The 24,200-nt window shown below is 70.4% G+C and carries 25 protein-coding genes and 1 tRNA gene; 10 read left to right on the forward strand and 16 right to left on the reverse strand.

Annotated elements, in window-relative coordinates:
* Window positions 1-113: 113 nt before the first annotated feature.
* Both IE239_RS14050 and IE239_RS14055 read left to right on the forward strand, forming a co-directional pair.
* Window positions 114-830 (forward strand): helix-turn-helix transcriptional regulator, encoded by a 717-nt coding sequence (locus IE239_RS14050; protein WP_229878086.1) that lies wholly within the window; start codon window positions 114-116, stop codon window positions 828-830.
* Complete coding sequence (locus IE239_RS14055) at window positions 827-1,282, forward strand: hypothetical protein (protein WP_190149616.1); 456 nt, start codon at window positions 827-829, stop codon at window positions 1,280-1,282. The genes IE239_RS14050 and IE239_RS14055 overlap by 4 nt, the downstream gene beginning before the upstream one ends.
* Here the strand turns inward: IE239_RS14055 and IE239_RS14060 are convergent, their stop codons facing one another.
* From IE239_RS14060 to IE239_RS14070, 3 genes are read right to left on the reverse strand one after another with little or no spacing between them, the layout of a single operon-like run.
* Window positions 1,283-1,477 carry a DUF397 domain-containing protein gene (locus tag IE239_RS14060; protein WP_190149617.1) on the reverse strand — a complete coding sequence of 65 codons (195 nt, stop codon included), beginning with the start codon at window positions 1,475-1,477 and terminating at the stop codon, window positions 1,283-1,285. It abuts the gene before it with no gap.
* On the reverse strand, window positions 1,474-1,857 hold the full coding sequence (locus IE239_RS14065) for a hypothetical protein (protein ID WP_229878087.1): 384 nt from the start codon (window positions 1,855-1,857) through the stop codon (window positions 1,474-1,476). Before IE239_RS14065 ends, IE239_RS14060 begins: the two co-directional genes overlap by 4 nt.
* A 34-nt stretch (window positions 1,858-1,891) precedes the next feature.
* Window positions 1,892-3,583 (reverse strand): sodium:solute symporter family protein, encoded by a 1,692-nt coding sequence (locus IE239_RS14070; protein ID WP_190149618.1) that lies wholly within the window; start codon window positions 3,581-3,583, stop codon window positions 1,892-1,894.
* 148 nt (window positions 3,584-3,731) lie between these two features.
* Between IE239_RS14070 and galT the strand changes: the two genes are divergently transcribed.
* The 3 genes from galT to galK are packed head-to-tail and all read left to right on the forward strand — an operon-like array spanning window position 3,732 to window position 6,942.
* Entirely contained in the window at window positions 3,732-4,793 is a 1,062-nt protein-coding gene (gene galT / locus IE239_RS14075) for a galactose-1-phosphate uridylyltransferase (RefSeq protein ID WP_190149619.1), read from the forward strand.
* Window positions 4,790-5,785 carry a UDP-glucose 4-epimerase GalE gene (gene galE / locus IE239_RS14080; RefSeq protein WP_190149620.1) on the forward strand — a complete coding sequence of 332 codons (996 nt, stop codon included), beginning with the start codon at window positions 4,790-4,792 and terminating at the stop codon, window positions 5,783-5,785. Before galT ends, galE begins: the two co-directional genes overlap by 4 nt.
* The gene (gene galK, locus IE239_RS14085) at window positions 5,785-6,942 is read left to right on the forward strand and encodes a galactokinase (RefSeq protein WP_190149621.1); all 1,158 of its coding nucleotides are present in this window, start codon (window positions 5,785-5,787) and stop codon (window positions 6,940-6,942) included. Before galE ends, galK begins: the two co-directional genes overlap by 1 nt.
* Window positions 6,943-7,096: 154 nt before the next feature.
* Here galK and IE239_RS14090 read toward each other — a convergent pair whose 3' ends face one another.
* Window positions 7,097-7,564 carry a GNAT family N-acetyltransferase gene (locus tag IE239_RS14090; RefSeq protein ID WP_190149622.1) on the reverse strand — a complete coding sequence of 156 codons (468 nt, stop codon included), beginning with the start codon at window positions 7,562-7,564 and terminating at the stop codon, window positions 7,097-7,099.
* A 342-nt stretch (window positions 7,565-7,906) separates the two neighbouring features.
* Between IE239_RS14090 and IE239_RS14095 the strand changes: the two genes are divergently transcribed.
* Window positions 7,907-8,674: a LuxR C-terminal-related transcriptional regulator gene (locus IE239_RS14095; protein ID WP_190149623.1), complete on the forward strand. Its 768-nt coding sequence runs from the start codon at window positions 7,907-7,909 to the stop codon at window positions 8,672-8,674.
* On the opposite strand, the gene IE239_RS14100 is transcribed toward IE239_RS14095, so the two are convergent.
* Window positions 8,633-9,130: a MarR family winged helix-turn-helix transcriptional regulator gene (locus IE239_RS14100; protein ID WP_190149624.1), complete on the reverse strand. Its 498-nt coding sequence runs from the start codon at window positions 9,128-9,130 to the stop codon at window positions 8,633-8,635. The genes IE239_RS14095 and IE239_RS14100 overlap by 42 nt on opposite strands.
* 117 nt (window positions 9,131-9,247) lie before the next feature.
* Between IE239_RS14100 and IE239_RS14105 the strand changes: the two genes are divergently transcribed.
* A complete protein-coding gene (locus IE239_RS14105) occupies window positions 9,248-10,045 on the forward strand; it encodes a trans-aconitate 2-methyltransferase (protein ID WP_190149625.1) in 798 nt (265 codons plus the stop codon).
* Between the two features lie 152 nt (window positions 10,046-10,197).
* Window positions 10,198-10,371, forward strand: a complete 174-nt coding sequence (locus IE239_RS14110) for a CsbD family protein (protein WP_069768604.1) — start codon at window positions 10,198-10,200, stop codon at window positions 10,369-10,371.
* Window positions 10,372-10,528: 157 nt separating this feature from the next.
* Here the strand turns inward: IE239_RS14110 and IE239_RS14115 are convergent, their stop codons facing one another.
* Together IE239_RS14115 and IE239_RS14120 are read right to left on the reverse strand one after the other, a co-directional pair.
* Window positions 10,529-11,215, reverse strand: coding sequence for a TetR/AcrR family transcriptional regulator (locus IE239_RS14115; protein ID WP_190149626.1), 687 nt, complete (start codon window positions 11,213-11,215; stop codon window positions 10,529-10,531).
* Window positions 11,212-12,222, reverse strand: a complete 1,011-nt coding sequence (locus tag IE239_RS14120) for an acyl-CoA desaturase (RefSeq protein ID WP_190149627.1) — start codon at window positions 12,220-12,222, stop codon at window positions 11,212-11,214. Before IE239_RS14120 ends, IE239_RS14115 begins: the two co-directional genes overlap by 4 nt.
* Before the next feature lie 291 nt (window positions 12,223-12,513).
* On the opposite strand from IE239_RS14120, the gene ppc reads away from it, so the two are divergent.
* On the forward strand, window positions 12,514-15,267 hold the full coding sequence (gene ppc / locus IE239_RS14125; protein WP_190149628.1) for a phosphoenolpyruvate carboxylase: 2,754 nt from the start codon (window positions 12,514-12,516) through the stop codon (window positions 15,265-15,267).
* Window positions 15,268-15,359: 92 nt separating this feature from the next.
* Here ppc and IE239_RS14130 read toward each other — a convergent pair whose 3' ends face one another.
* The 7 genes from IE239_RS14130 to IE239_RS14160 form a co-directional block, all read right to left on the reverse strand.
* Window positions 15,360-15,896: a hypothetical protein gene (locus IE239_RS14130; RefSeq protein WP_190149629.1), complete on the reverse strand. Its 537-nt coding sequence runs from the start codon at window positions 15,894-15,896 to the stop codon at window positions 15,360-15,362.
* Between the two features lie 109 nt (window positions 15,897-16,005).
* The gene (gene pth, locus IE239_RS14135) at window positions 16,006-16,608 is read right to left on the reverse strand and encodes an aminoacyl-tRNA hydrolase (RefSeq protein ID WP_190149630.1); all 603 of its coding nucleotides are present in this window, start codon (window positions 16,606-16,608) and stop codon (window positions 16,006-16,008) included.
* 180 nt (window positions 16,609-16,788) lie between these two features.
* Window positions 16,789-17,373, reverse strand: a complete 585-nt coding sequence (locus tag IE239_RS14140) for a 50S ribosomal protein L25/general stress protein Ctc (RefSeq protein WP_190149631.1) — start codon at window positions 17,371-17,373, stop codon at window positions 16,789-16,791.
* A gap of 224 nt (window positions 17,374-17,597) precedes the next feature.
* Entirely contained in the window at window positions 17,598-18,572 is a 975-nt protein-coding gene (locus tag IE239_RS14145) for a ribose-phosphate diphosphokinase (RefSeq protein ID WP_190149632.1), read from the reverse strand.
* Between the two features lie 134 nt (window positions 18,573-18,706).
* On the reverse strand, window positions 18,707-20,155 hold the full coding sequence (glmU, locus tag IE239_RS14150; protein ID WP_190149633.1) for a bifunctional UDP-N-acetylglucosamine diphosphorylase/glucosamine-1-phosphate N-acetyltransferase GlmU: 1,449 nt from the start codon (window positions 20,153-20,155) through the stop codon (window positions 18,707-18,709).
* A 113-nt stretch (window positions 20,156-20,268) separates the two neighbouring features.
* A tRNA-Gln gene (locus tag IE239_RS14155) sits at window positions 20,269-20,340 on the reverse strand.
* Between the two features lie 15 nt (window positions 20,341-20,355).
* Window positions 20,356-21,231, reverse strand: a complete 876-nt coding sequence (locus tag IE239_RS14160; RefSeq protein ID WP_190149634.1) for a hypothetical protein — start codon at window positions 21,229-21,231, stop codon at window positions 20,356-20,358.
* 166 nt (window positions 21,232-21,397) lie between these two features.
* On the opposite strand from IE239_RS14160, the gene IE239_RS14165 reads away from it, so the two are divergent.
* Complete coding sequence (locus IE239_RS14165; RefSeq protein WP_190149635.1) at window positions 21,398-22,669, forward strand: sensor histidine kinase; 1,272 nt, start codon at window positions 21,398-21,400, stop codon at window positions 22,667-22,669.
* 181 nt (window positions 22,670-22,850) lie between these two features.
* On the opposite strand, the gene IE239_RS14170 is transcribed toward IE239_RS14165, so the two are convergent.
* A complete protein-coding gene (locus IE239_RS14170; RefSeq protein ID WP_190149636.1) occupies window positions 22,851-23,345 on the reverse strand; it encodes an SUKH-3 domain-containing protein in 495 nt (164 codons plus the stop codon).
* A 75-nt stretch (window positions 23,346-23,420) separates the two neighbouring features.
* Window positions 23,421-24,005, reverse strand: coding sequence for a YwqJ-related putative deaminase (locus IE239_RS14175; RefSeq protein ID WP_190149637.1), 585 nt, complete (start codon window positions 24,003-24,005; stop codon window positions 23,421-23,423).
* Window positions 24,006-24,200: the final 195 nt, after the last annotated feature.

The raw sequence follows: 24,200 nt of genomic DNA on the forward strand, positions 1-24,200 counted from the left end.
GTCGAACAAGCGTGTAGCTTCCTCGGGCATGAAGAGCGGGGGTGCCGGGGGGCGCCCCCCGTTGGTGCGTGTGGATCCGCGTGGGCATCCATGGGGGGACTGGGGGATTGCTCGTGGGAGTGCGGCTGATGGTGGTCGACGACCACCGACTGCTCGCCGAGGCGCTGGCCTCGGCTCTCAAACTGCGCGGGCACCGGGTGCTCGCCGCGGCGGCCCCGGCCGCGGGCGCGGCGGAGCTGGTGATCACCCGCGCTCCGGAGGTGTGTCTGCTGGGCACGGCCGTCCCGGCCGAGCCGGGCATCTTCGACCCGGTGGTCCGCATCAAGCGGGAGCGGCCGCAGGTGGCCGTGCTGGTCCTCGGACCGGTGCCGAACCCGCGCGGCATCGCGGCGGCCTTCGCGGCCGGCGCCTCCGGCTACGTACGCCACGACGAGCGCATCGAGGGCGTCGAACGGGCCATCATGAAGGCGAGGGCGGGCGAGGCGGCGGTGGCTCCGCAACTGCTGCAGGGCGCGTTCAGCGAGCTGCTCAACCCGACGGCCCAGCCGGACGACGAGGGCCGGCGTCTGCTGCAGATGCTCACCCCGCGCGAGGTCGAGGTCCTGGTCCGGGTCGCGGACGGCGAGGACACCCGGCTGATCGCCGCCGGCATGAACATCGCCCCGTCGACGGCCCGCACCCACGTCCAGCGGGTCCTGATGAAACTCGGCGTGGGCTCCCGTCTGGAGGCGGCGGCCCTGGCGGCCCGCACGGGCCTTCTGGACCGCGCGGGCCCGCTGCCGCACGGCCCCCGCAACGACACGGCGACGGAACCGGAGCAGCCCGCATGAGAGCACACACGGTCGTCCGGCGCGGCGCACGCCTCGGCGCGCTGACCGGCGCATGGCCGGCCGGCATCGGCGGCGTCCTCTGCCTGGTGGCGGCGTTCGTCTTCCTGACCGGCGGCCTCTACGGAACCGCGCTGGCGCTGACGGCTGCCGCCGGACTCGCGGTGCTCGGCGGCCTGGCGGGCGGCGTCGCCGTGGGCACGGCCACCGGCCTCGCTCTGGCGCTCGCCCCGCGGCGGCTGCTGGCCCGCCCTGTGCTGCGCGGCCTGCTGGCGGCCCTCACCGCAGGCCTGCCGCTCGCGGCGCTCTCCGTCGTGCTGCTCACGGGAGACGGTTACACCCTGGCGAGCTACCCGCCGTCGACGCACTTCGTCGACGGGGCGGTGATCCTGACGGTCGCCCTGGGGGCGGCGGCCCGCAGCGGCGAGATCGCGGGCTGCGACGCCGAGGGCTGATCAGCGGCCGAGACCGGCGCGTATCCCTGCCAGGAGGTGGGCGAGGGCGGCGGGTGTGGTGGTGAGAGCGGTCCCCGGCTCCTCGCTCTCCCGAAGGTGCGGGGCCGAGGGGACGGGGGAGGCGGCGAGTTCCGCACAGGCGTTGCCTTCGGCACCGCCGGAGAACGTGGAGTAGGGGCCCGTGCCCGTCGTCACTCGCCCCGCGGCGGTTCCCCCTTCAGGGCCTCCGGTGGCAGCGTGGGCGTCACGGGGGCCGTCGGCCGCAGCTTCAGCCAGACCAGGAAGAAGAGCCCCAGGGCCAGCATGCCCAGGCCGGTCCACAGGTTGATGTTGATCCCCTGGGCCTTGGCGATCTCCGCGTCGCCGTCCGTGATCCCGGCGATCGTGACGATCACGCCGTAGACGACGAACAGGCCGCCGATGATGCGGCGCAGGTCGAAGATGTGGGCCGCGGTCGCGGACTTCTGCTCCAGCTCGGTGACCTCGCGCTGGACGTCGGCCTCGGAGTAGCCCGCTCGCCGCAGCCGCTCCGCGGCGGCCTCGGCGCTCTCGGACGGTTCGAATTGCTCGGACATGGCGTTTCCATCCTCCCGCGGATCTCGCGAGGGCTCAGAACGAGAACGGGATGTAGCAGGCGGCGGCCAGGATCACCGCGCCCCAGCCCAGCAGGGCCGGACGCCGGTACCAGGCGTCGTCGCCCGCGGCCGGCGGCTCGGCCATGCCGGGGGAGACGGTGCCGTAGACCAGTCCCTGGAGTTCCTCGGCCGGCTTGGGGGCCGTGAACAGCGACACGATCACCATCACGACCGCGCCCGCCACGAAGCCCGCGATCGCGGAGACGAAGTTGGCGCCCTGGTCGGTGGGGATGCCGATGACGTCCTGCTTGTAGAGGACGAAGTAGTTGACCATCGCGGCCGTGGTGCCCGCGAGCAGACCCCAGAAGCCCGACTTCTTCGACGCCCGCTTCCAGAACATGCCGACGATGAAGACGACGAACATCGGCACGTTGAAGAAGGAGAACAGCGTCTGGAGGTAGCTCATGATGTTGGAGAAGGACGACGCCAGGAACGCCGTGCCCACCGAGGCGGTCACGCCGATCGCCGTGATCAGGCGGCCGAAGCGGACGTAGTACGCGTCCTCGCGGCCCAGCACCACGTACTTCGCCCAGATGTCCGTCGTGAACACCGTGTTGAACGACGAGATGTTCGCCGCCATGCCCGCCATGAACGCCGCCAGCAGACCCGTCACCGCGATCCCCAGCACGCCGTTCGGCAGCAGCTCCTGCATGAGGTACGGGATCGCGTCGTTGTACTGCAGGTCCGAGCCGCTGGTGCCGATCTTCGGCACCAGCACCGCCGCCACCAGGCCCGGGATCATCACCAGGAACACCATGAAGATCTTCGGGTAGGCCGCGATGAGCGGGGTGCGCTGGGCCGCCGAGAGGTTCCTCGCGGACAGGGCGCGCTGCACCTCCGCGAAGTTCGTCGTCCAGTAGCCGAAGGACAGGACGAAGCCGAGGCCCAGCACGATCGTCAGCCAGTTCGCGCCCAGCGGGTTGGCGCTGCCGATGCCGGTGCCGCCCCACGCGGTGACGAAGTTGTCCCCGTGGCTCGCGCTCAGCTTGTCGGTCAGGCCGCCCCAGCCGCCCACCTTCTTCAGGCCCAGCACGGACAGCGGAATGAGGGCCGCCAGGATCACGAAGAACTGGAGGACCTCGTTGTAGATCGCGGAGGACAGACCGCCGAGCGTGATGTACGCCAGCACGAAGAACCCCGCGACCACGATCGCCACCCACTGCGGCCAGCCCAGCAGCGCCTCGACGACGATCGCGAGCGCGTACAGGTTGACCCCGGCGATCAGGATCGCGGCGAAGGCGAACAGGGCCGAGCTGAGCAGGTGGGCCGCCTTGTCGAAGCGCAGCAGCAGCATCTCCGGCACCGAGCGGACCTTGCTGCCGTAGTAGAACGGCATCATCACCAGCCCCAGGAACACCATCGCCGGGATGGCGCCGATCCAGTACCAGTGGACGGTGTACGCGCCGTATTGTGCGCTGTTCGCGGCCATGCCCAGGATCTCGGTGGCGGCCAGGTTGGCCGAGATGAACGCGAGACCGGTGATCCAGGCGGGCAGGGAGCGGCCGGAGAGGAAGAAGTCGAGGCTGGTCTTCACCGATCTGCGGGCGGCGAAACCGATGCCCAGGACCACGACGAAGTAGATGCCGAGGATCGTGTAGTCGAGCCAGTTCGTGGGGAGGCGCAGCTCCGCGGCCAGCTGTGGCGACGGGTGTGTGGGGGTTCGCATGCCCTGCTCACTTCTTTTGGTGTTCTTTGTTTGGTTGTGAGGGTGACGCGCGTGGGGGTTTATGGTTTTATGTGTTTGGTTCTGTTGGAAGCTTCGCTAGGTGTACGGATCTGGGTCCGCGGGTCCAGAGGTACGGAGGAGAGTCGCGGTGAAGAAGACCTCGACCCGCTTGGCCGACGGTCGTGAGCTGATCTACTACGACCAGCGGGACGACGCGGTGCGCGACGCGGTGGACAGACGTCCGCTGGACCCCACGGTCACCACTTCGGAGGTACGGCGCGACCCGCTGCTCGGCGACTCCATCGCCGTCGCGTCGCACCGGCAGGGCCGCACCTACCACCCGCCCGCCGACGAGTGCCCGCTCTGCCCCTCGCAGGGCGACCGGCTCAGCGAGATCCCGGACTCGTCGTACGACGTCGTCGTCTTCGAGAATCGTTTCCCCTCCCTGGCCGGCGACTCCGGGCGCTGCGAGGTGGTCTGCTTCACCTCCGACCACGACGCGTCCTTCGCCGACCTCACCGAGGAGCAGGCGCGGCTGGTCCTCGACGCGTGGACGGACCGGACGTCCGAGCTGTCGCATCTGCCCTCCGTGGAACAGGTGTTCTGCTTCGAGAACCGCGGCGCCGAGATCGGTGTGACACTGGGTCACCCGCACGGGCAGATCTACGCCTACCCGTTCACCACCCCCCGCACCGCCCTGATGCTGCGTTCGGTCGCCGCGCACAAGGAGGCGACCGGCGGGGAGAACCTCTTCGACGCCGTCCTGGAGCGTGAACTCGCGGGCGAGAGGGTCGTCCTGGAGGGTGAACACTGGGTCGCGTTCGTGCCGTACGCCGCCCACTGGCCCTACGAGGTGCACCTCTATCCCAAGCGCCGGGTGCCGGACCTGCTCGCCCTCGACGAGGACGCGCGCACAGAGTTCCCCAAGGTCTACCTGGAACTCTTGAGGCGCTTCGACCGGATCTTCGGCGAAGGTGAACCGCCCACGCCGTACATCGCCGCCTGGCACCAGGCGCCGTTCGGCGCGCTGGAGGAGTTCGAGAGCGTCAACCGCGACGACTTCGCGCTGCATCTGGAGCTTTTCACCATCCGTCGCACGTCCGGCAAGCTGAAGTTCCTCGCGGGCTCCGAATCCGGCATGAACGTCTTCATCAACGACGTGCCGCCGGAGTCCGCGGCCCAGCGACTGCGAGAGGCAGCGAGTTCATGAGCGGGACCACCGGCACGAGCGGCAAGTATCTGGTCACGGGCGGCGCGGGCTACGTCGGCGGCGTGGTCGCCCAGCACCTGCTGGAGGCGGGCCACGAGGTCGTCGTCCTCGACAACCTCTCCACCGGCTTCCGCGAAGGCGTCCCCGCGGGCGCCACGTTCATCGAGGGCGACATCCGCGACGCGGCCGCGCACCTCGACGACTCCTTCGACGCCGTCCTCCACTTCGCCGCGTTCTCCCAGGTCGGCGAGTCCGTCGTCAAGCCGGAGAAGTACTGGGAGAACAACGTCGGCGGCACCATGGCGCTGCTCGGCGCGATGCGCGAGGCCGGCGTGCGCAAGCTGGTCTTCTCCTCCACCGCGGCCACCTACGGCGAGCCGGAGCAGGTCCCGATCGTCGAGACCGCGCCCACGAGGCCGACCAACCCCTACGGCGCCTCCAAGCTCGCCGTCGACCACATGATCAGCGGCGAGGCCGCGGCCCACGGGCTCGGCGCCGTCTCCCTGCGCTACTTCAACGTGGCCGGCGCGTACGGCGCGCAGGGCGAGCGCCACGACCCCGAGTCCCACCTCATCCCGCTCGTCCTCCAGGTCGCCCAGGGCCGCCGTGAGGCCATCTCGGTCTACGGCGACGACTACCCGACCCCCGACGGCACCTGCGTGCGCGACTACATCCACGTAGCCGACCTCGCCGAGGCGCACCTGCTCGCCGTCGCCGCCGCCGAGCCCGGCGAGCACCTCGTCTGCAACCTCGGCAACGGCAACGGCTTCTCCGTCCGCGAGGTCGTCGAGACCGTCCGCAAGGTCACCGGGCACCCGATCCCCGAGGTCGCGGCCCCGCGCCGCGCCGGAGACCCGGCCGTCCTGGTCGCCTCGGCGGCCACCGCCCGCGAGAAGCTGGGCTGGAACCCGTCCCGCGCGGACCTCGCGGGTATCGTCGCGGACGCGTGGGAGTTCGCGCAGCACATCGCAAGCAGCGCAAGGGAGTCGTAGTGGGGGCACAGGAAGTCCGCGAGGGGTTCGTCCGGCTGTACGGGGCCGAGCCCGAGGGCGTGTGGGCGGCGCCCGGCCGCGTCAACCTCATCGGTGAGCACACCGACTACAACGACGGCTTCGTGATGCCCTTCGCGCTGCCGCACACCGCCGTCGCGGCGGTCTCCCGGCGCACGGACGGCGTGCTGCGGCTGCACTCCGCCGACCTCGACGCGGGCGTCGCCGAACTGCGCCTGGACGAGCTCGCGCCCGAGTCCGACGGCAGCTGGACGGCCTACCCGGCCGGTGTCGTCTGGGCCCTGCGCGAGGCCGGCCACCCGGTGACCGGCGCCGACGTCCACCTGGCGTCGACGGTCCCGTCGGGCGCGGGCCTGTCGTCCTCGGCGGCCCTCGAGGTCGTCGTGGCCCTGGCGCTGAACGACCTGTTCGCGCTCGGACTCCCGGGCTGGCAGCTCGCCCGGCTGTGCCAGCGCGCCGAGAACGTCTACGTCGGCGCCCCCACCGGCATCATGGACCAGACGGCGTCCGCGTGCTGCGAGTCCGGCCACGCGCTGTTCCTCGACACCCGCGACCTCTCCCAGAAGCAGATCCCCCTCGACCTGGCCGCCGAGGGACTGCGCCTGCTGGTCGTCGACACCCAGGTCACGCACGCCCACAGCGGCGGCGAGTACGGCAAGCGCCGGGCCGGCTGCGAGAAGGGCGCCGCCCTCCTCGGCGTCGACGCGCTGCGCGACATCGCCTACGCCGACCTGGACGCGGCCCTCGCCCGCCTCGGCGACGAGGAGGAGGTCCGCCGGCTGGTCCGCCACGTGGTCACGGAGGACCAGCGCGTGGAGCAGGTCGTCGCCCTCCTGGAGTCGGGCGGCGACACCCGTGCCGTCGGCCCGGTCCTGACGGCGGGACACGCCTCGCTCCGGGACGACTTCCGGGTCTCCTGCCCCGAGCTGGACCTCGTCGTCGACACCGCGCTCGCGCACGGCGCGCTGGGGGCGCGGATGACCGGCGGCGGCTTCGGCGGCTCGGCGATCGTCCTGGCCGAGGCCACCGACGTCGAGGCCCTCACCAAGGCCGTCGAGGCGGCCTTCGCGGCCGCGGGGCTCAAGGCGCCGCGGGTGTTCGAGGCGGTGCCCTCGGCGGGGGCACGGCGCCTGAGCTGAACCCGGCTGCCGAAAGGCGGCTGAACCGGACCCGGCTGAACCGGACCCGGCTGAACCGGACCCGGCTGAACCGGACCCGGCTGAACCGGGCCGGGCCGAACCGGATCCGGCCGGACCGGACGGACGTCACCACCGGGGTGAGGCGGAGAGCGCCTCACCCCGGTTCGTGCGTGAGGCGCTTGGTCAGGGTGTACTCCGTGATGCCCGGCGGGTAGTCCTCGATCACGCACACCACCTCGTAGCCGTGCCGCCGGTAGAAGCCCGGGGCCTGGAAGTCCCAGGTCTCCAGACGGACCCGGGTGCAGCCCCGTTCGTCGCGGGCGACGCGCTCCGCCTCGGCGAGAAGCCGGGAGCCCAGGCCCGCCCCGCGGTGCCGGGCGTCGACCCACAGGTGGGCCACGTGCAGCCAGGCCGTCCAGGTGTGGCCCACCAGACCGCCGGCCAGTTCGCCCCCGGGACCGCAGGCCCACACGTGCAGCGGCGACTCGCGTTCCGCCGGGGTGCCGCGCAGGGCGCGCAGCACCGGGGAGGCCTCCGTGTTCGCGGCCAGAAGCCGGGACCGGAGAAGATCGCGCCGAGTCCTGTCGACTTCTGTCTCAAGACGAAACATGCGGCACACCATAAACGCGATGGGTAATTAGTTCTGCACATTGCCTTCCGCTGTCGGCCCACAGCCCTACCCTGTGAAACAACATCGGTGGGGGCCGATGCTGATCAGGGGGCGAGACAGCCGGGTACGACGCCCGGGTGGGGGTAGCAGTCTCTGCACGGCGGCGGCCGTGCGGTCACGGCGCTCCCCGCGAGCGTCGTACCCGCGTCGGTCGTCGTTCTCCGGGTTCTCCGTGTGTCCTGTTGTTCTCCGTGTTCACCGTGATTTCCGTGTTCTCTGTGTTCTCTGGGTTCTCCGTCTCCGGACCTTTGGGGTATCCCCTGCTCTGTGAAGGAGCTTGGGGAAGGGGGTTTCGTGGTTCGCATCCGTGTACTGGTCGTCGACGACCACCGCATCTTCGCCGAGTCGCTCGCCGCGGCACTGGCCGCCGAGCCGGACGTCGACGTGTCCGCGGCCGGCAGCGGCCCGGCGGCGCTGCGCAGCCTGGAGCGCGCGGCCGCCGAGGGCCGCCGGTACGACGTGCTGCTCGTCGACGCCGACCTGGGCGGCACGCTGCCCGGCATACGGCCCGCCATGCCCGTGCAGGAGGTGGGGGAGAACGGGCTCGTCGACGGGATATCGCTGGTCACGGGCGTGCGCAGCGCACAGCCCCACCTCCGCGCCGTCGTGCTCGCCGAGAAGGACGACCCGCGCCGCGCGGCACTCGCGCTGCAGGCGGGGGCGTCCGGCTGGGTGGCGAAGGACTGCTCGCTCTCACGCCTGCTGACCGTCATCCGGGGCGTGCTGCGCGAGGAGACGCATCTGCCTCCGGCGCTGCTCACCGGCGTCCTGCGGGAGCTCACGGCCGCCCGCAAGCACCGCACCGAGAGCGAACGCCTGGTGGAGTCCCTCACGCCGAGGGAACGCGAGGTGCTGCGGTGCATGGTGGCGGGACTGGGACGCAAGGCCGTAGCCGAACGCCTGTTCCTGTCCCCGCACACCGTGCGCACCCATATGCAGAACGTCCTCGGCAAGCTGGGCGTGCACTCCACCCTCGCCGCGGTCGCCCTCGCGCGCAGGGCGGGCGTCGGGCCGGTGGACCTAGCCGGGGATGTTGTCGAACGGGGCGGTCAACTGGCGTAGCAGACCGGCCAGTTCGCCGCGCTGGGCCGGAGAGAGCTCGGCCAGGATCGCCCGCTCCTGGTCGAGCAGTCCGGCGAGCGCCTGGTCGGCGCGGTCCTTGCCGTCGTCCGTGAGGCGGACGAGCACGCCCCGCCGGTCGCTCGGGTCCGGCAGACGCTCCACCAGGCCCTTCTTCGCGAGGCGGTCGATGCGGTTGGTCATCGTGCCCGAGGTCACCAGCGTCTGCGTCAGCAGTTGCCCGGGGGAGAGCTGATACGGCGCCCCCGCACGCCGGAGCGCCGTCAGGACGTCGAACTCCCACGGCTCCAGCTGGTGCTCGGAGAACGCCAGCCGGCGCGCCCGGTCCAGGTGCCGGGCCAGTCTGCTCACCCGGCTGAGTACTTCCAGCGGCTCCACGTCGAGGTCCGGGCGCTCCCGGCGCCACGCTGCGACCAGCCGATCGACCTCGTCCTCCATGGCGATCAGTGTAGTGGTTGTGTCGATGTGAAGTCTCTTGATATCGAGCATCTTGATAACAAGCTTCTCATTGTGAAGTCTCTTGACGTCGAGACAGATTGTGGGGAGAGTCGGAACATGACGACGAACCCCTCCTGGGACCCCGCCCAGTACCTGCGCCACGCCGCCCAGCGCGCCCGCCCCTTCACCGACCTCCTCGCCCGCGTCCCCGCCCTGCCCCGCGAACCGCCCCGCATCGCCGACCTCGGCTGCGGCCCCGGCAACGTCACCGCCGTCCTCGCCGACCGCTGGCCCACCGCCCGCATCACCGGCTACGACAACTCGCCCCGGATGCTCGCCGAGGCGGCCGCCCACGCGGGCCCGAACCTCGACTTCGCCCACGCCGACCTCACCGACTGGACGCCCGCCGAGACCTACGACCTGCTCGTCTCGAACGCCGCCCTCCAGTGGGTCCCCGGCCACCTCGACGCCCTCGCCGGCTGGCTGGACGGCCTCGCCCCGGGCGGAACCCTCGCCTTCCAGGTCCCGCACAACGCCGACGCGCCCCTGCACGCCCTGATGCGCGAGCTCGGCGGCAGCGCCCGCTGGAAGAGCCGTCTCGGCCACGTCCTGCGGCGCGAGGACTCCGTCCACGCACCCGGCGTCTACCTCGACCGGCTGGCCCGCCTCGGCTGCGCGACCGACGTGTGGACCACGACCTACCTGCATGTCCTGCCCGGCGAGGACCCCGTCCTGGACTGGGTCAGGGGCACCGGACTGCGCCCCGTCCTCGACGCCCTCGCCGACGACCCCGAGGCCCGCGACGCCTTCGTCGCCGCCTACCGCGACCTGCTGCGCGAGGCCTACCCGAGCACCGGATACGGCACCGTCCTGCCGTTCCGCCGCCTGTTCGCGGTCGCCACGAAGGCGGGCTGACTTCAGGGCGTGCGGCCCGGACGGGTGACCCGGACGGGTGACCCGTAGGGGCCGAGCCCGCCGGGCGGGGATCGCGGGCAGGTTTGAAGCGAGCCGGGCGGGTCACCCGCTGTGCAGAGAGCGCACGCAAACCTGACTGGGAGTGATGAACAGTGGCAGGCGAGCAGAAGTCCAAGGCGAAGATGGAGCAGGCCAAGGGCAAGGCCAAGGAGACCGTCGGCCGCGCCGTGGGCAACGAGAGGCTCGAGGCCGAAGGCCGCGCGGACCAGGCCAAGGGCGACGCGCGCCAGGCCAAGGAGAAGACGAAGGACGTCTTCAAGCACTGAGCCGTTCGGTACCGACGCGCAGCGCCGGGACGCGCCGAGCCGCGCCGGCCGAGTCGCATCCGCGGAACGCGGACGGGCCCCCGCCCATGGGCATTCCATGGACGGGGGGCCCGCGCATGCGGCGAAACCGCCCGGCGCCGGTGCCGGCGGCTTCGGCTCAGCTCTTGCGCCGCCCGATCAGATGCGGCCTGGCCTCCAGGCCGTCCAGTCCGTGCCAGGACAGGTTCACCAGATGGGCGGCCACCTCCGCCTTCTTCGGGCGGCGCACGTCCAGCCACCACTGGCCGGTCAGCGCGACCATGCCGACCAGGGCCTGCGCGTAGAGGGGGGCCAGCTTCGGATCGAAACCGCGGTTCTTGAACTCGCGGCCCAGGATGTCCTCCACCTGCGTGGCGATGTCCGAGATCAGCGAGGCGAAGGAACCCGTCGACTGCGGGATGGGGGAGTCGCGGACCAGGATGCGGAAGCCGTCCGTGTACTCCTCGATGTAGTCCAGGAGCGCGAACGCCGCCTGTTCGAGCAGCTCACGGGGGTGCCCCGCCGTCAACGACGACGTGACCATGTCCAGCAGCCGGCGCATCTCCCGGTCGACCACGACCGCGTACAGCCCCTCCTTGCCGCCGAAGTGCTCGTACACCACCGGCTTGGACACCCCGGCCTTCGCCGCGATCTCCTCCACCGACGTGCCCTCGAAGCCCCTCTCGGCGAACAGGGTGCGACCGATCTCCAGCAACTGCTGGCGACGCTCCGCCCCGGTCATCCGGGTACGACGCGCGCGCCGCGGCTTCACTTCGCCGCTGGGACTGGAGGTGTTGCTGGGATCGGTCGCCACGCCGTCAATCATGCCGCCTCGGCGGTCGCCCTCCCCTGCCGGGAGCCGCCCTCACCGCTGTTACGGCGCGAATCGATACGCGAGCGTGACGGCCAGCGCACGTCGTACGCCCAGCCGAGCATCTCGAACCACCGGATGAAGCGCGCCGAGGAGTCCACCTGGCCCCGCATCACCCCGTGCCGCGCCGACGTCGGCTCGGCGTGGTGCAGGTTGTGCCAGGACTCCCCGCACGACAGGACCGCCAGCCACCACACGTTGCCCGAACGGTCCCGCGACTTGAACGGACGCTTGCCCACCGCGTGACAGATCGAGTTGATCGACCACGTCACGTGGTGCAGCAGGGCCACCCGCACCAGCGAACCCCAGAAGAACGCCGTGAACGCGCCCCACCAGGACATCGTCACCAGCCCGCCCACCAGCGGCGGGATCGCCAGCGACACCAGCGTGAACACGACGAACTGACGCGAGATCGCACGGATCGCCGGGTCCTTGATCAGATCCGGCGCGTACTTCTCCTGCGACGTCTGCTCCTCGTCGAACATCCATGCGATGTGGGCCCACCACAGACCCTTCATCAGCGCCGGAACGGTCTCCCCGAACCGCCACGGCGAATGCGGGTCGCCCTCCGCGTCGGAGAACTTGTGATGCTTGCGGTGATCGGCCACCCAGCGCACCAGCGGCCCCTCCACCGCCAGGGAGCCCATGACCGCCAACGCGATCCGGAGCGGCCGCTTCGCCTTGAACGAACCGTGCGTGAAATACCGGTGGAAACCGATCGTGATGCCGTGGCAGCCGAGGAAGTACATGAAGACCATCAGCCCCATGTCCAGCCAGCTCACCCCCCAGCCCCACGCCAGCGGCACCGCCGCCAGCACCGCCAGGAACGGAACGACGATGAAGAGCAGCAACATGATCTGCTCGATCGATCGCTTCTTCTCGCCACCGAGGGTGGCGGAGGGCGTAGTGGCGCCGTCGGGCGTCTTCGAAGGGTCTTCGATCACGTTGGAGCCTGTGGTCATGCGCGTCCCCTGGGGGGTCTTGGAAGGAGGGAGAGTGCCGTACCGCCGGAACCCGTACGTCATTCCTACGGTTCCGTAACCTACGGCATCGTAAGTATGGCAGCGTGCCGCCCCGCGGCAAGAGCCCGCCAACCTGCGCGTCCCCGAGGACACCTATCCTTGGAGACGGTCGGACAGCGCGGTCCGCTCTGATTTCTTCCCGGATGTCAGGACCCCATGCGGCGTCCGCCGCGAGGCCCGGCACCCGGGTTCCCTCCCGGACGAGCTTCAACACTGCAAGGAGCCGCACCTGTGAGCAGTGCCGACGACCTTGGCCAGGCCACCACGACGACCAGCACCGAGCTGCGCGCCGACATCCGCCGACTGGGCGACCTCCTCGGAGAGACCCTCGTCCGGCAGGAAGGCCCCGAACTCCTCGACCTGGTCGAGAAGGTCCGCCGCCTCACCCGAGAGGACGGCGAAGCCGCCGCCGAACTCCTGCGTGGCATCGAACTGGAGACCGCGGCCAAGCTGGTCCGCGCCTTCTCCACCTACTTCCACCTGGCCAACGTCACCGAGCAGGTCCACCGAGGCCGCGAACTGCGCGAACGCCGCGCCGCCGAGGGCGGCCTCCTCGCCCGCACCGCCGACCGCCTCAAGGACGCCGACCCCGAACACGTCCAGCAGACGGTCCGCCACCTCAACGTCCGCCCCGTCTTCACGGCGCACCCCACCGAAGCCGCGCGCCGGTCGGTCCTCAACAAGCTCCGGCGCATCGCCGCACTCCTCGAGACCCCCGTCATCGAGTCAGACCGCCGCCGCCACGACACCCGCCTCGCCGAGAACATCGACCTCGTGTGGCAGACCGACGAACTGCGCGTCGTCCGCCCCGAGCCCGCCGACGAGGCCCGCAACGCCATCTACTACCTCGACGAACTCCACGCCGGCGCCGTGGGCGACGTCCTCGAGGACCTGACGGCGGAACTGGAACGCGTCGGCGTCAAGCTCCCCGACGACACCCGCCCCCTCACCTTCGGCACCTGGATCGGCGGCGACCGCGACGGCAACCCCAACGTCACCCCCGCCGTGACCTGGGACGTCCTCATCCTCCAGCACGAACACGGCATCAACGACGCCCTGGAGACCATCGACGAACTGCGCGGATTCCTGTCGAACTCCATCCGCTACACCGGCGCCACCGACGAACTCCTCGCCTCCCTCCAGGCCGACCTCGAACGACTCCCCGAGATCAGCCCCCGCTACAAGCGCCTCAACGCCGAAGAGCCCTACCGCCTCAAGGCCACCTGCATCCGCCAGAAGCTCGAGAACACCAAGCAGCGCCTCGCCAAGGGCATCCCCCACGAACCCGGCCGCGACTACCTCGGCACCAGCGAGCTCCTCAAGGACCTCACCCTCATCCAGACCTCCCTGCGCGAACACCGCGGCGCCCTCTTCGCCGACGGCCGCATGAACCGCACCATCCGCACCCTCGCCGCCTTCGGCCTCCAGCTCGCCACCATGGACGTCCGCGAACACGCCGACGCCCACCACCACGCCCTCGGCCAGCTCTTCGACCGCCTCGGCGAGGAGTCCTGGCGCTACACCGACATGCCCCGCGAGTACCGCACCAAGCTCCTCGCCAAGGAACTCAGGTCACGCAGGCCCCTCGCGCCCACCCCCGCCCCCGTCGACGCCGCCGGCGAGAAGACCCTCGGCGTCTTCCTCACCGTCAAGCGCGCCCTGGAAGTCTTCGGACCCGAGGTCATCGAGTCCTACATCATCTCCATGTGCCAGGGCGCCGACGACGTCTTCGCCGCCGCGGTCCTCGCCCGCGAAGCCGGACTCGTCGACCTCCACGCCGGCTGGGCCAGGATCGGCATCGTCCCCCTCCTCGAGACCACCGACGAGCTCAAGGCCGCCGACACCATCCTCGAGGACATGCTCTCCGACCCGTCGTACCGCCGACTGGTGGCACTGCGCGGAGACGTCCAGGAGGTCATGCTCGGCTACTCCGACTCCTCCAAGTTCGGCGGCATCACCACCAGCCAGTGGGAGATCCACCGCGCCCAGCGCCGCCTGCGCGACGTCGCCCACCGCTACGGCGTCCGCCTGCGCCTCTTCCACGGCCGCGGCGGCACCGTCGGCCGCGGCGGCGGCCCCTCCCACGACGCCATCCTCGCCCAGCCCTGGGGCACCCTCGAAGGCGAGATCAAGGTCACCGAACAGGGCGAGGTCATCTCCGACAAGTACCTCATCCCCTCCCTCGCCAGGGAGAACCTGGAACTCACGGTCGCCGCCACCCTCCAGGCCTCCGCTCTGCACACCGCCCCCCGCCAGTCCGACGAGGCCCTCGCCCGCTGGGACGCCGCCATGGACGTCGTCTCCGACGCCGCCCACGCCGCCTACCGCGCCCTCGTCGAGGACCCGGACCTGCCGACGTACTTCCTCGCGTCGACACCGGTGGACCAGCTCGCCGACCTGCACCTGGGCTCCCGGCCCTCCCGCCGCCCCGGCTCCGGCGTCTCGCTCGACGGCCTGCGCGCCATCCCGTGGGTGTTCGGCTGGACCCAGTCGCGACAGATCGTCCCCGGCTGGTTCGGCGTGGGCTCCGGCCTCAAGGCGCTGCGCGAGGCAGGCCTGCGGCAAGAAGGGGACACCGTCCTCGACGAGATGCACGAACAGTGGCACTTCTTCCGCAACTTCATCTCCAACGTCGAGATGACGCTCGCCAAGACCGACCTGCGCATCGCCCAGCACTACGTCGACACCCTCGTCCCCGACGAACTCCGCCACATCTTCGACACCATCAAGGCCGAACACGCCCTCACCGTCGCCGAAGTCCTCAAGGTCACCGGCGAACGCGAACTGCTCGACGCCACCCCCGCCCTCAAGCAGACCTTCAGCATCCGCGACGCCTACCTCGACCCCATCTCCCACCTCCAGGTCACCCTGCTCAAGCGCCAGCGCGACGCCGCCGCCGCCGGCGCCGAACCCGACCCGCTCCTGTCCCGCGCCCTCCTCCTCACCGTCAACGGCGTCGCCGCCGGCCTGCGCAACACCGGCTGACACACACCCACCACACGACGACGGCGCCCCCGCGTTCACCCGAACCCGGGGGCGCCGTCACGTTCCGCCCACCCGACCAGCCGCGCGACCCCTCAGATCGCCACGAAAGCCGCCGTCAACAACGCCACCCCCGACCCCGCCAACACCCACCCCGCCCGCACCCGCCCCAGACCGCCCGCCACCACCACCGAAGCCAACAACAACGCCCCGCCCAACGGCACCCACGCGAACAACACCCCCGCAGGACCCGACCGCACCGCCTCATCCGTGCCCGGCTTGAGCACCACCGCATACGTGCCGCCCACCCGCACCGCCACCGACTCCGCGATCACCACCCGCGAACGAGCCGTCGACCCCGCCGACACCGGCGCATACCGCCCCGCACACCACTCCCCGTCACACCGCGCCACCGCCACCGTGCCCTGCTCCCGGCCCTTCGTCAGCATCACGTGCTGCGCCACACCCCAGGAACCCCACACCCCCGCGAGCAGGATCAGCACCGCCACCCCGCCCATCACGGCGAACCGCCCCCACCGCAACGCCGCCGCCGACCCCCCGGCAGGCCCTCTCCACGAGGAACCCCGGCGACGATGGGACCGGACAGCTACGGCAGTCATGGCCGGGATCATTGGCCATGCCCGAACGACACGTCAACCTCCCGGCCGACGCACCGCACTCACCCGAGCGACGGACGAGGAGCCGCCCGGGTGACAGACCGGCACTCGCCCGCCCGGGAGATCAGGAGTTGTACGTGCCCTGCGCCCGCTCCAGCCCCTCCAGCACCAGCGCCTCCACCGCGTCCGCCGCCCGGTCCACGAAGTAGTCCAACTCCTTGCGCTCCGCCGACGAGAAGTCCTTCAGCACGAAATCCGCCACCTGCATCCGCCCCGGCGGCCGCCCGATCCCGAACCGCACCCGGTGGTACTCCGCCCCCATCGCCTTGGTCATCGACTTCAGACCGTTGTGCCCGTTGTCCCCACCCCCCAGCTTCAACCGCAGCACCCCGTAATCGATGTCCAGCTCGTCGTGCACCGCCACCACGTTCCCCAACGGCACCTTGTAGAAGTCCCGCAACGCGTTGACCGGACCACCCGACAGATTCATGAACGACATCGGCTTCGCCAGCACCACCCGCCGGCTTCCCACTCCCGGCGGACCCACCCGGCCCTCAACCACCTGCGCCTGCGCCTTCCCCGCCCGCTTGAACCTGCCCCCCATCCGCCCGGCCAGCAGATCGGCCACCATGAAACCGACGTTGTGCCGGTTCATCGCGTACTCCGGACCCGGATTCCCCAGGCCCACGATCAGCCAGGGCGCACTGGCATCGGTCGTCACGTCCATGTCTCCTCGACTCACAGGCAGGGGGTCACAGCAGGGGGCTACAGGCAGAGGGCCCACGGGCAGAGGGCCCACGGGCCAGGGCAAGAGCACGGGCTACAAGCGGAAACCGCACACACGGACCATACGCAGACCGCCGCTCCCCGGAGGAAGCGGCGGCCGGCGGAACGACGATCCCGAGGATCAGGCCTCGGTGCCCTCGGCCTCGGTCTCGGCCGGAGCCTCCTCCGCCTGGGCGGCCAGCACCTGGAGGACGACCGCGTCCTCGTCGATCGCCAGCGTCGTGCCCTTGGGCAGCGGGATGTCCTTCGCGAGGATGGAGGCGCCGGCCTCCAGGCCCTCGATGGAGACGGTGACCGACTCGGGGATGTGCGTCGCCTCGGCCTCGACGGTCAGCGTGCTCAGCACGTGCTCGAGCAGGTACGCGCCCGGCGCCAGGTCACCCTCGGTGTGCACGTAGACCTCGACGTTGACCTTCTCACCGCTGCGGACCAGCAGCAGGTCGACGTGGTCGAGGAAGCCCTTGATCGCGTCACGCTGCACGGCCTTCGGGATCGCCAGCTGCTTCTTGCCCTCGATCTCCAGGCTCAGCAGGACGTTCGGGGTGCGCAGCGCGAGCTGGAGCTCGTGACCCGGCAGCGTGATGTGCACCGGCTCGGCGCCGTGACCGTAGACCACGGCGGGAACCTTGCTGGCGCGACGGATACGGCGGGCGGCGCCCTTGCCGAACTCGGTGCGGGTCTCGGCTGCGAGCTTGACCTCGGCCATGTTCACTCCTCGTAGAACTGGGGAAAGGTGGTCACCCGGCCAAACGATCGGCCTGCTACGAAGAGCGCGTCGATAACGGACCGCCGTACACACGCGCGGAACACACGCGTACGGCCTCCCTCGCCGAGCAACTGGGACAGTCTACGCAGCGGGAAGGCCGTACAAGAAATCGATCTAGACGAGAACCGGCACGGCGACCGTCACAGTCACCGGCACGGCGACCGTCACTGCTCGTCGAACAGGCTCGTCACCGAACCGTCCTCGAACACCTCGCGCACCGCGTTGGCGATCGTCGGCGCGATCGACAGCACCGTGATCTTGTCGACCTCCAGCTCACCCGGCGTCGGCAGGGTGTTCGTGAAGATGAACTCGCTCACCTTCGAGTTCTTCAGACGATCGGCCGCCGGACCCGACAGCACACCGTGCGTGGCCGTCACGATGACGTCCTCGGCGCCGTGCGCGAACAACGCGTCCGCCGCCGCACAGATCGTGCCACCCGTGTCGATCATGTCGTCCACGAGAACACACACGCGGCCCTTGACCTCACCCACGACCTCGTGGACCGTCACCTGGTTCGCCACGTCCTTGTCACGCCGCTTGTGCACGATCGCCAGCGGCGCGCCCAACCGGTCGCACCAACGGTCCGCCACCCGCACCCGGCCCGCGTCCGGCGACACGACGGTCAGCTTCGAGCGGTCCACCTTGCTGCCCACGTAGTCCGCCAGCAGCGGCAGCGCGAAGAGATGATCCACCGGGCCGTCGAAGAAACCCTGGATCTGGTCCGTGTGCAGATCCACCGTCAGGATCCGGTCCGCACCCGCCGTCTTCATCATGTCCGCGATCAGACGGGCCGAGATCGGCTCCCGCCCACGGTGCTTCTTGTCCTGCCGCGCATAACCGTAGAACGGCAGGATCACGGTGATCGAACGCGCCGACGCACGCTTCAACGCGTCGATCATGATCAACTGCTCCATGATCCACTTGTTGATCGGAGCCGTGTGGCTCTGGATCAGGAAGCAGTCCGCACCGCGTGCCGACTCCTGATACCGCACATAGATCTCGCCGTTCGCGAAATCGAAGGCCTTCGTCGGGACGACCCCGACACCCAGCTGGTGGGCGACCTCCTCGGCAAGCTCGGGGTGGGCGCGGCCGGAGAAGAACATCATCTTCTTCTCGCCGGTCGTCTTGATCCCGGTCACAGCACTGTCTCCTCAGAGGTGTCTCAGCTGGATGTCGAGAAACCACGCCGCTGGGCGCGACGAGGCCGTCTCAGCTGGTGGGGTGCGGGTGTGCACCTATCACGGTACGCCGACTCCGGCGCACCTGTTTCCGGTCAGCCTTCGCCGTCCACCTGGCGGGACGCCGACTCCGCCGCCTTCGCCGCCGCACTGCCCGGACGCTTACGAGCCACCCAACCCTCGATATTCCGCTGCTGGCCACGGGCCACAGCCAGCGAACCGGGCGGCACATCCTTCGTGATCACGGACCCCGCAGCCGTGTAAGCACCGTCCCCGACCGTGACAGGCGCCACAAACATGTTGTCCGAACCCGTCCGGCAATGCGACCCGACGGTGGTGTGATGCTTCTCCTGCCCGTCGTAGTTCACGAACACACTGGCAGCGCCGATGTTCGAGTACTCGCCGATCGTCGCGTCCCCGACATAGGACAGATGCGGGATCTTCGTCCCCTCGCCGATGGACGCGTTCTTCGTCTCCACATACGTACCGATCTTGCCCTTGACGCCCAGACGCGTACCCGGCCGCAGATACGCGAACGGCCCCACCGACGCCTGCGCACCGATCTGCGAGCTGTACGACACCGTGTTGTCCACCCGCGCCCCCGCACCCACCGCCGTGTCCGTCAGCCGGCAGTTCGGACCGACCTCGGCACCCTCGCCGACATGCGTCGAGCCGTGCAACTGCGTACCCGGGTGGACCACCGCGTCCCGCTCGAACGTCACCGTCACGTCCACCCACGTGGACGCCGGATCCACGACCGTCACACCGGACAGCATCGCCGCCGTCAGCAACCGGTCGTTCAGGATCCGGCGCGCCTCGCTCAACTGCACACGGTTGTTGATACCCGCGATCTCACGGTGGTCGACGGCCACGGACGCACCCACCCGGTGACCGGCCTCCCGCAGGATCCCCAGGACGTCGGTCAGGTACTCCTCACCCTGACTGTTGTCCGTCCGCACCCTCTTCAACGCGTCCGCCAGCAACTGCCCGTCGAACGCGAACACCCCGGAATTGATCTCCCGGACCGCCCGCACCGCCTCCGACGCGTCCTTGTGCTCCACGATCCCCGTGACCGCACCCGACGCCTCGTCCCGCACGATCCGCCCGTACCCCGTCGCATCCGGCACCTCGGCCGTCAGCACCGTCACCGCGTTGCCGTCCGCCTGATGCGTCGCGGCGAGCTGCGCCAGGGTCGCACCGGTGAGCAGCGGAGTGTCGCCGCAGACGACCACCACGGTCCCGTCGACACCGCCGCCGAGCTGCTCCAGCCCCATCCGCACGGCGTGACCGGTGCCGTTCTGCTCCTCCTGCACGGCGGTGCGCACGGCGGGGTCGATCTCGGCGAGGTGCGCGGTGACCTTCTCGCGGGCGTGCCCGACGACGACGACCAGGTTCTCCGGGTCCAGCTCGCGGGCGGCGGCCAGCACGTGGCCCACGAGGCTGCGGCCGCTGATCTCGTGCAGGACCTTCGGTATGGCCGACTTCATACGGGTGCCCTCACCCGCTGCGAGTACGACGACGGCTGCCGGGCGAATGGCGCTCACGGAGTTGCCCTTCGGCTGTGGAGAGGTGGGGACATCCGAAGGATACCGGGGCGTTTCCGGGGGGACATGAGAGCGGGCCCCGACCCTTGGCGGGCCAGGACCCGGCTCGGCAGCTCCGCCGGCTGGATTCGAACCAGCGTCTCAAGGCTCCAAAGGCCTGCGGGATGCCGCTACCCCACGGCGGATTGCTGCCTCAAACCCTACCGGAGGCAGGGAGGGGCATGATCCCGCCTGGCGGAGTTCACCATGCCGGCCCACCAGCCTTCGATGCGCCGGTACAAGTCAGCTCCTTTCGCCACCCGGATCACGAGGCAGCCCCGGTAGCTTTCGCCGACGTTCTTACGGAGGGTCTTGGGGTTGTGCTTCTTGATCGTCGTCTTCTGGAAGGCGGACGCGTCGACGCCGGCAAGGTCTGCCCAGTAGCGGATCGCCCCCTCCACGTCCGCGGTCAGGTGAATCATCAGCCGGTAGGTCAGACGCGCGGGCTCCACGCCCAGAAGGTTGAGCCAAGCCAGGTAGAGCTGGATCACGCCGGGGTCGCTGTTGACGAAGGTGACGGTCTCGCGGCGACAGTAGGGCTTGTCCTTCGAGCCCTCGGCCCAGTACAGAGCGATCCCCGCGATGAAGAGGTCGCGCTCGGACATGGTGCCGAGTTGAGCGGTTGCGGTCGTCTTGGTGCGTCGACGTGCCTCATCTCGTACCGCGAGTTCGTGCTCCCAGCGCTTACGACTGGCCAGGCGGGCTTGCTCGGCCGGGTCGCGGCGCTCCGGTTTCGGCAGATCTCGCACCCACAGTGAGATCGAGCTCTTCGAGCAGCCCAGTTCCAGCTGGATCTGGTCGTATGTCCTGCCCTGCAGCCGGAGCTCCCTCGCCCTGGCCTTGAGGTCGTCCTTCGCGTTGGGGCGCTTCGTCCACTCCGGAGGGGGCTCCCCCTTCACGAGCCTGTTGAGGATGTCGTTGTTGTAGATCTTCAGCTCGTCGCGGATGCGGCGAAGGCTGAGGCCCTCGCGGCGCAGGGCGATCGCCCGCTCCCGCAATCCCTCGAAGTCCGCGTACCTGCCTTCCGTGTGTGCCATACGCATACCGTCCGGGCGGAATGCCCGGTTCCGGGGTCGAACGGGCTTGGTTCAGCAGTTCGAGGGATACCGGTGGGTTTCGATGCTGTTCGGTTACGGTGTGTGGTGTGGGCGGGCCGGAGAAAGTCGCCGGAATTGGCGGGGGCCGCGCCCGTAGGGTGGAGTCATGACCACGACGGGGGAAGAGGACACGGCGGCCCGGGGAGGGCCGTTGTGGTGGAGCAGACGGCGTAGCGCGGCGTTCGACTTGAGCCTGGGGTTCGTGTCCGCCGTGGAGTGTGCGGTGGAGGGTGTTCCCTTCGCGCGGGCTGCCGGGGTTCCGGTGGCGGTGGGGGTGGTGTTCGGGGCGCTGGCCGGTTCGGTGCTGGTGGGGCGGCGGAAGTGGCCGATCGCGGTGGTGCTGGTGGCGATCGCGATCACGCCGGCCCAGATGGGCTATCTGATGGGCATCGTGGGGCTGTACACGCTCGCCGCGTCGGAGTTGCCCCGGCGGATCATCGCCTCGCTGGCGGGGATGCAGTTGGTGGGGACGTTGATCGTGACGTTCGTGCGGGTGCGGCAGAGCATGGACCAGGGGCGTCTGACCATCGGCGACTGGTTCATCCCGTTCGCCGCCATCACGGCCTCGCTGGGGCTCACCGCGCCTCCGCTGCTGCTCGGGATGTACGTCGGCGCCCGGCGGCGGCTCATGGAGAGCCTGCGGGAGCGGGCGGACAGTCTGGAGCGGGAGTTGCAGTTGCTCGCGGAGCGGGCTGAGGAGCGGGCCGAGTGGGCGCGTGGTGAGGAGCGGACGCGGATCGCGCGGGAGATGCACGACGTGGTGGCTCATCGGGTGAGCCTGATGGTGGTGCATGCGGCGGCGTTGCAGGCGGTGGCGCGGAAGGATCCGGAGAAGGCCGTGCGCAACGCGGTGTTGGTGGGGGACATGGGGCGGCAGGCCTTGACCGAGTTGCGGGAGATGCTCGGGGTGTTGCGCAGTGGTGGGCCGGGGGCGCGGGCTGCGTCGGCGCCGTTGTCGGCGGTGGCCGCGGCGGTGGTGGAGGAGGGGGAGGGGCCTTGTCTGGAGGAGTTGGAGGAGTTGGTGGGGCAGTCGGCGGCTGCGGGGATGGTGGTGGAGTTGTCGGTGGAGGGTGAGGTGCGGGCGTATGCGCGGGAGGTGGAGCAGACGGCGTACCGGGTGGTGCAGGAGGCGTTGACGAACGTGCACAAGCACGCGGCGGGGGCGAAGACGCGGGTGCGGTTGGCGCATCGGGTGGCGGAGATCGCGATGCAGGTGGAGAACGGGGCGCCGCCTGAGGTGGGGTCGGTGGGGTTGCCGTCGGGGGGGAACGGGTTGGTGGGGATGCGGGAGCGGGTGGTGGCGTTGGGCGGTGTGTTCGTGTCGGGGCCGACGGAGTCGGGGGGGTTTCGGGTGTCTGCGGTGATTCCGGCGTCGTGACTCCGGCGTCGTGATTCCGAGGTCGTGGCTCTGGGGCGTGCTTGCGGCGTCGTGATTCCGAGGTCGTGGCTCTGGGGCGTGCTTGCGGCGTCGTGACTCCGGGGTCGCGGCTCCGGCGTCGTGGCTCGTGGCTCCGGTGTGATCGGCGCGGCGTGGGCCGGGCTCCGGGTGGGGGTCGGGGTCAGTTCGCGGTGAGGCGGGTGGGTTCCATGCCGGTCGTGAGGGTGCCGAGGGCTTGGTCGATGTCGGGGCCGAGGTACCAGTCGCCGGTGTGGTCGAGGGCGTAGACGCGGCCTTCGGCGTCGATGGCGAGGAGGGAGTGGGTGTCGGTTTCGGTGCCGAGGGGGGCGACGTCGGTGTCGAGGGAGCGGCTGAGGTCGGCGAGGGTGCGGGTGAGGTGGAGGCCGTGGAGGGGGTCGAGGTGGAGGGTGGTGGGGGCGATCTGGCGGCCCGGTCCGGCGGGGGTGATGGTGAGTCCGCCGAATTCGGCCCAGGCTTCGACGGCGGCGGGGAAGACGGCGTGGCGGTGGCCGGCGGGTGAGGTGTGGGCGCGGAGGGCGTCGGCCCAGATCTCGGCTTGTCTGATGTCCCAGCGTCCGGGTTGCCAGCCGGCGGCGCGCAGGGCGGCGTCGACGGGTACGGGGAAGCGCGTGGTGGAGGTGCGGTCGGGGTGCATCTGCCCTTCGTTCGTCGTGCTGGCGGTGCGTGGCCGGGTGGGGAGGGTGTGGGGGTGCCGGCCTGGGTGTGTGGGTCAGTCGGCGGTGGTGGGGTCGACGATGCGAACGCCGAAGTGGGCGCTGAGGGCGGTGCAGGCCCGGCAGGGGGTGGCGAAGCCGCCGTGGAGGGGGTCGCCGTCCTCGCGGATGTGGCGGGTGGTGAGTTTGGCTTGTTTCAGTGTCTTGCGGGCTTCGCCGTTGGTCATGGGGCGGCGGGCGGCGCGTCTGCTGCGGGCGGCGTCGGCGGCGGCGATGTGGCGGGAGATGAGGAGCGCTTCGGCGCAGCGGCCGGTGAAGCGGTCGCGTCCGGCGCTGGGGAGGGTGTCGAGGAAGTCCTGGACGAGGGGGTGCAGGGGCGGGGGCTGGTCCCCGCGGGCGGCGGTGCCGGTGAGGGTGGCCCCACGGACGGAGAGGGCGGCGGCGACGGTGGGGAGTATGCCGTCGCGGCGGTGGAGCAGGGTGGGGGTCCGGGGGGCTTCGGCGCTGGACCAGCCGATGCGGGGGTCGCCGGTGGAGGTGTGGCGGGTGTCGGCGGTGAGGGCGGTGTGGTGGTCGCCCGTGGTGGGGTGGTGCAGGTCGTCCGGCCTGCCGGTGTGTGACCCCGTCTGCGTCGCGTTCATGATCGCTTTCCCCTCGCGTGCATCCCCCGGAAGGTCTCAGAGTGCCAAACGGCGTGGCGGGTGGGGAAGCTGGGCGGTGCGACACGCCCGTGTTCGGGCTGGCTGTCACGGCAGGGTGACGGCTGGTCACGGAAGCGGAGGGCCGGTGACCGCTGTCGTCGTACCGCATAGGCTGTCGCCACCGTGAGCGCGCGG

Origin of the sequence: Streptomyces humidus (assembly GCF_014649655.1) — a bacterium.
GTDB classification, from domain to species: domain Bacteria; phylum Actinomycetota; class Actinomycetes; order Streptomycetales; family Streptomycetaceae; genus Streptomyces; species Streptomyces humidus.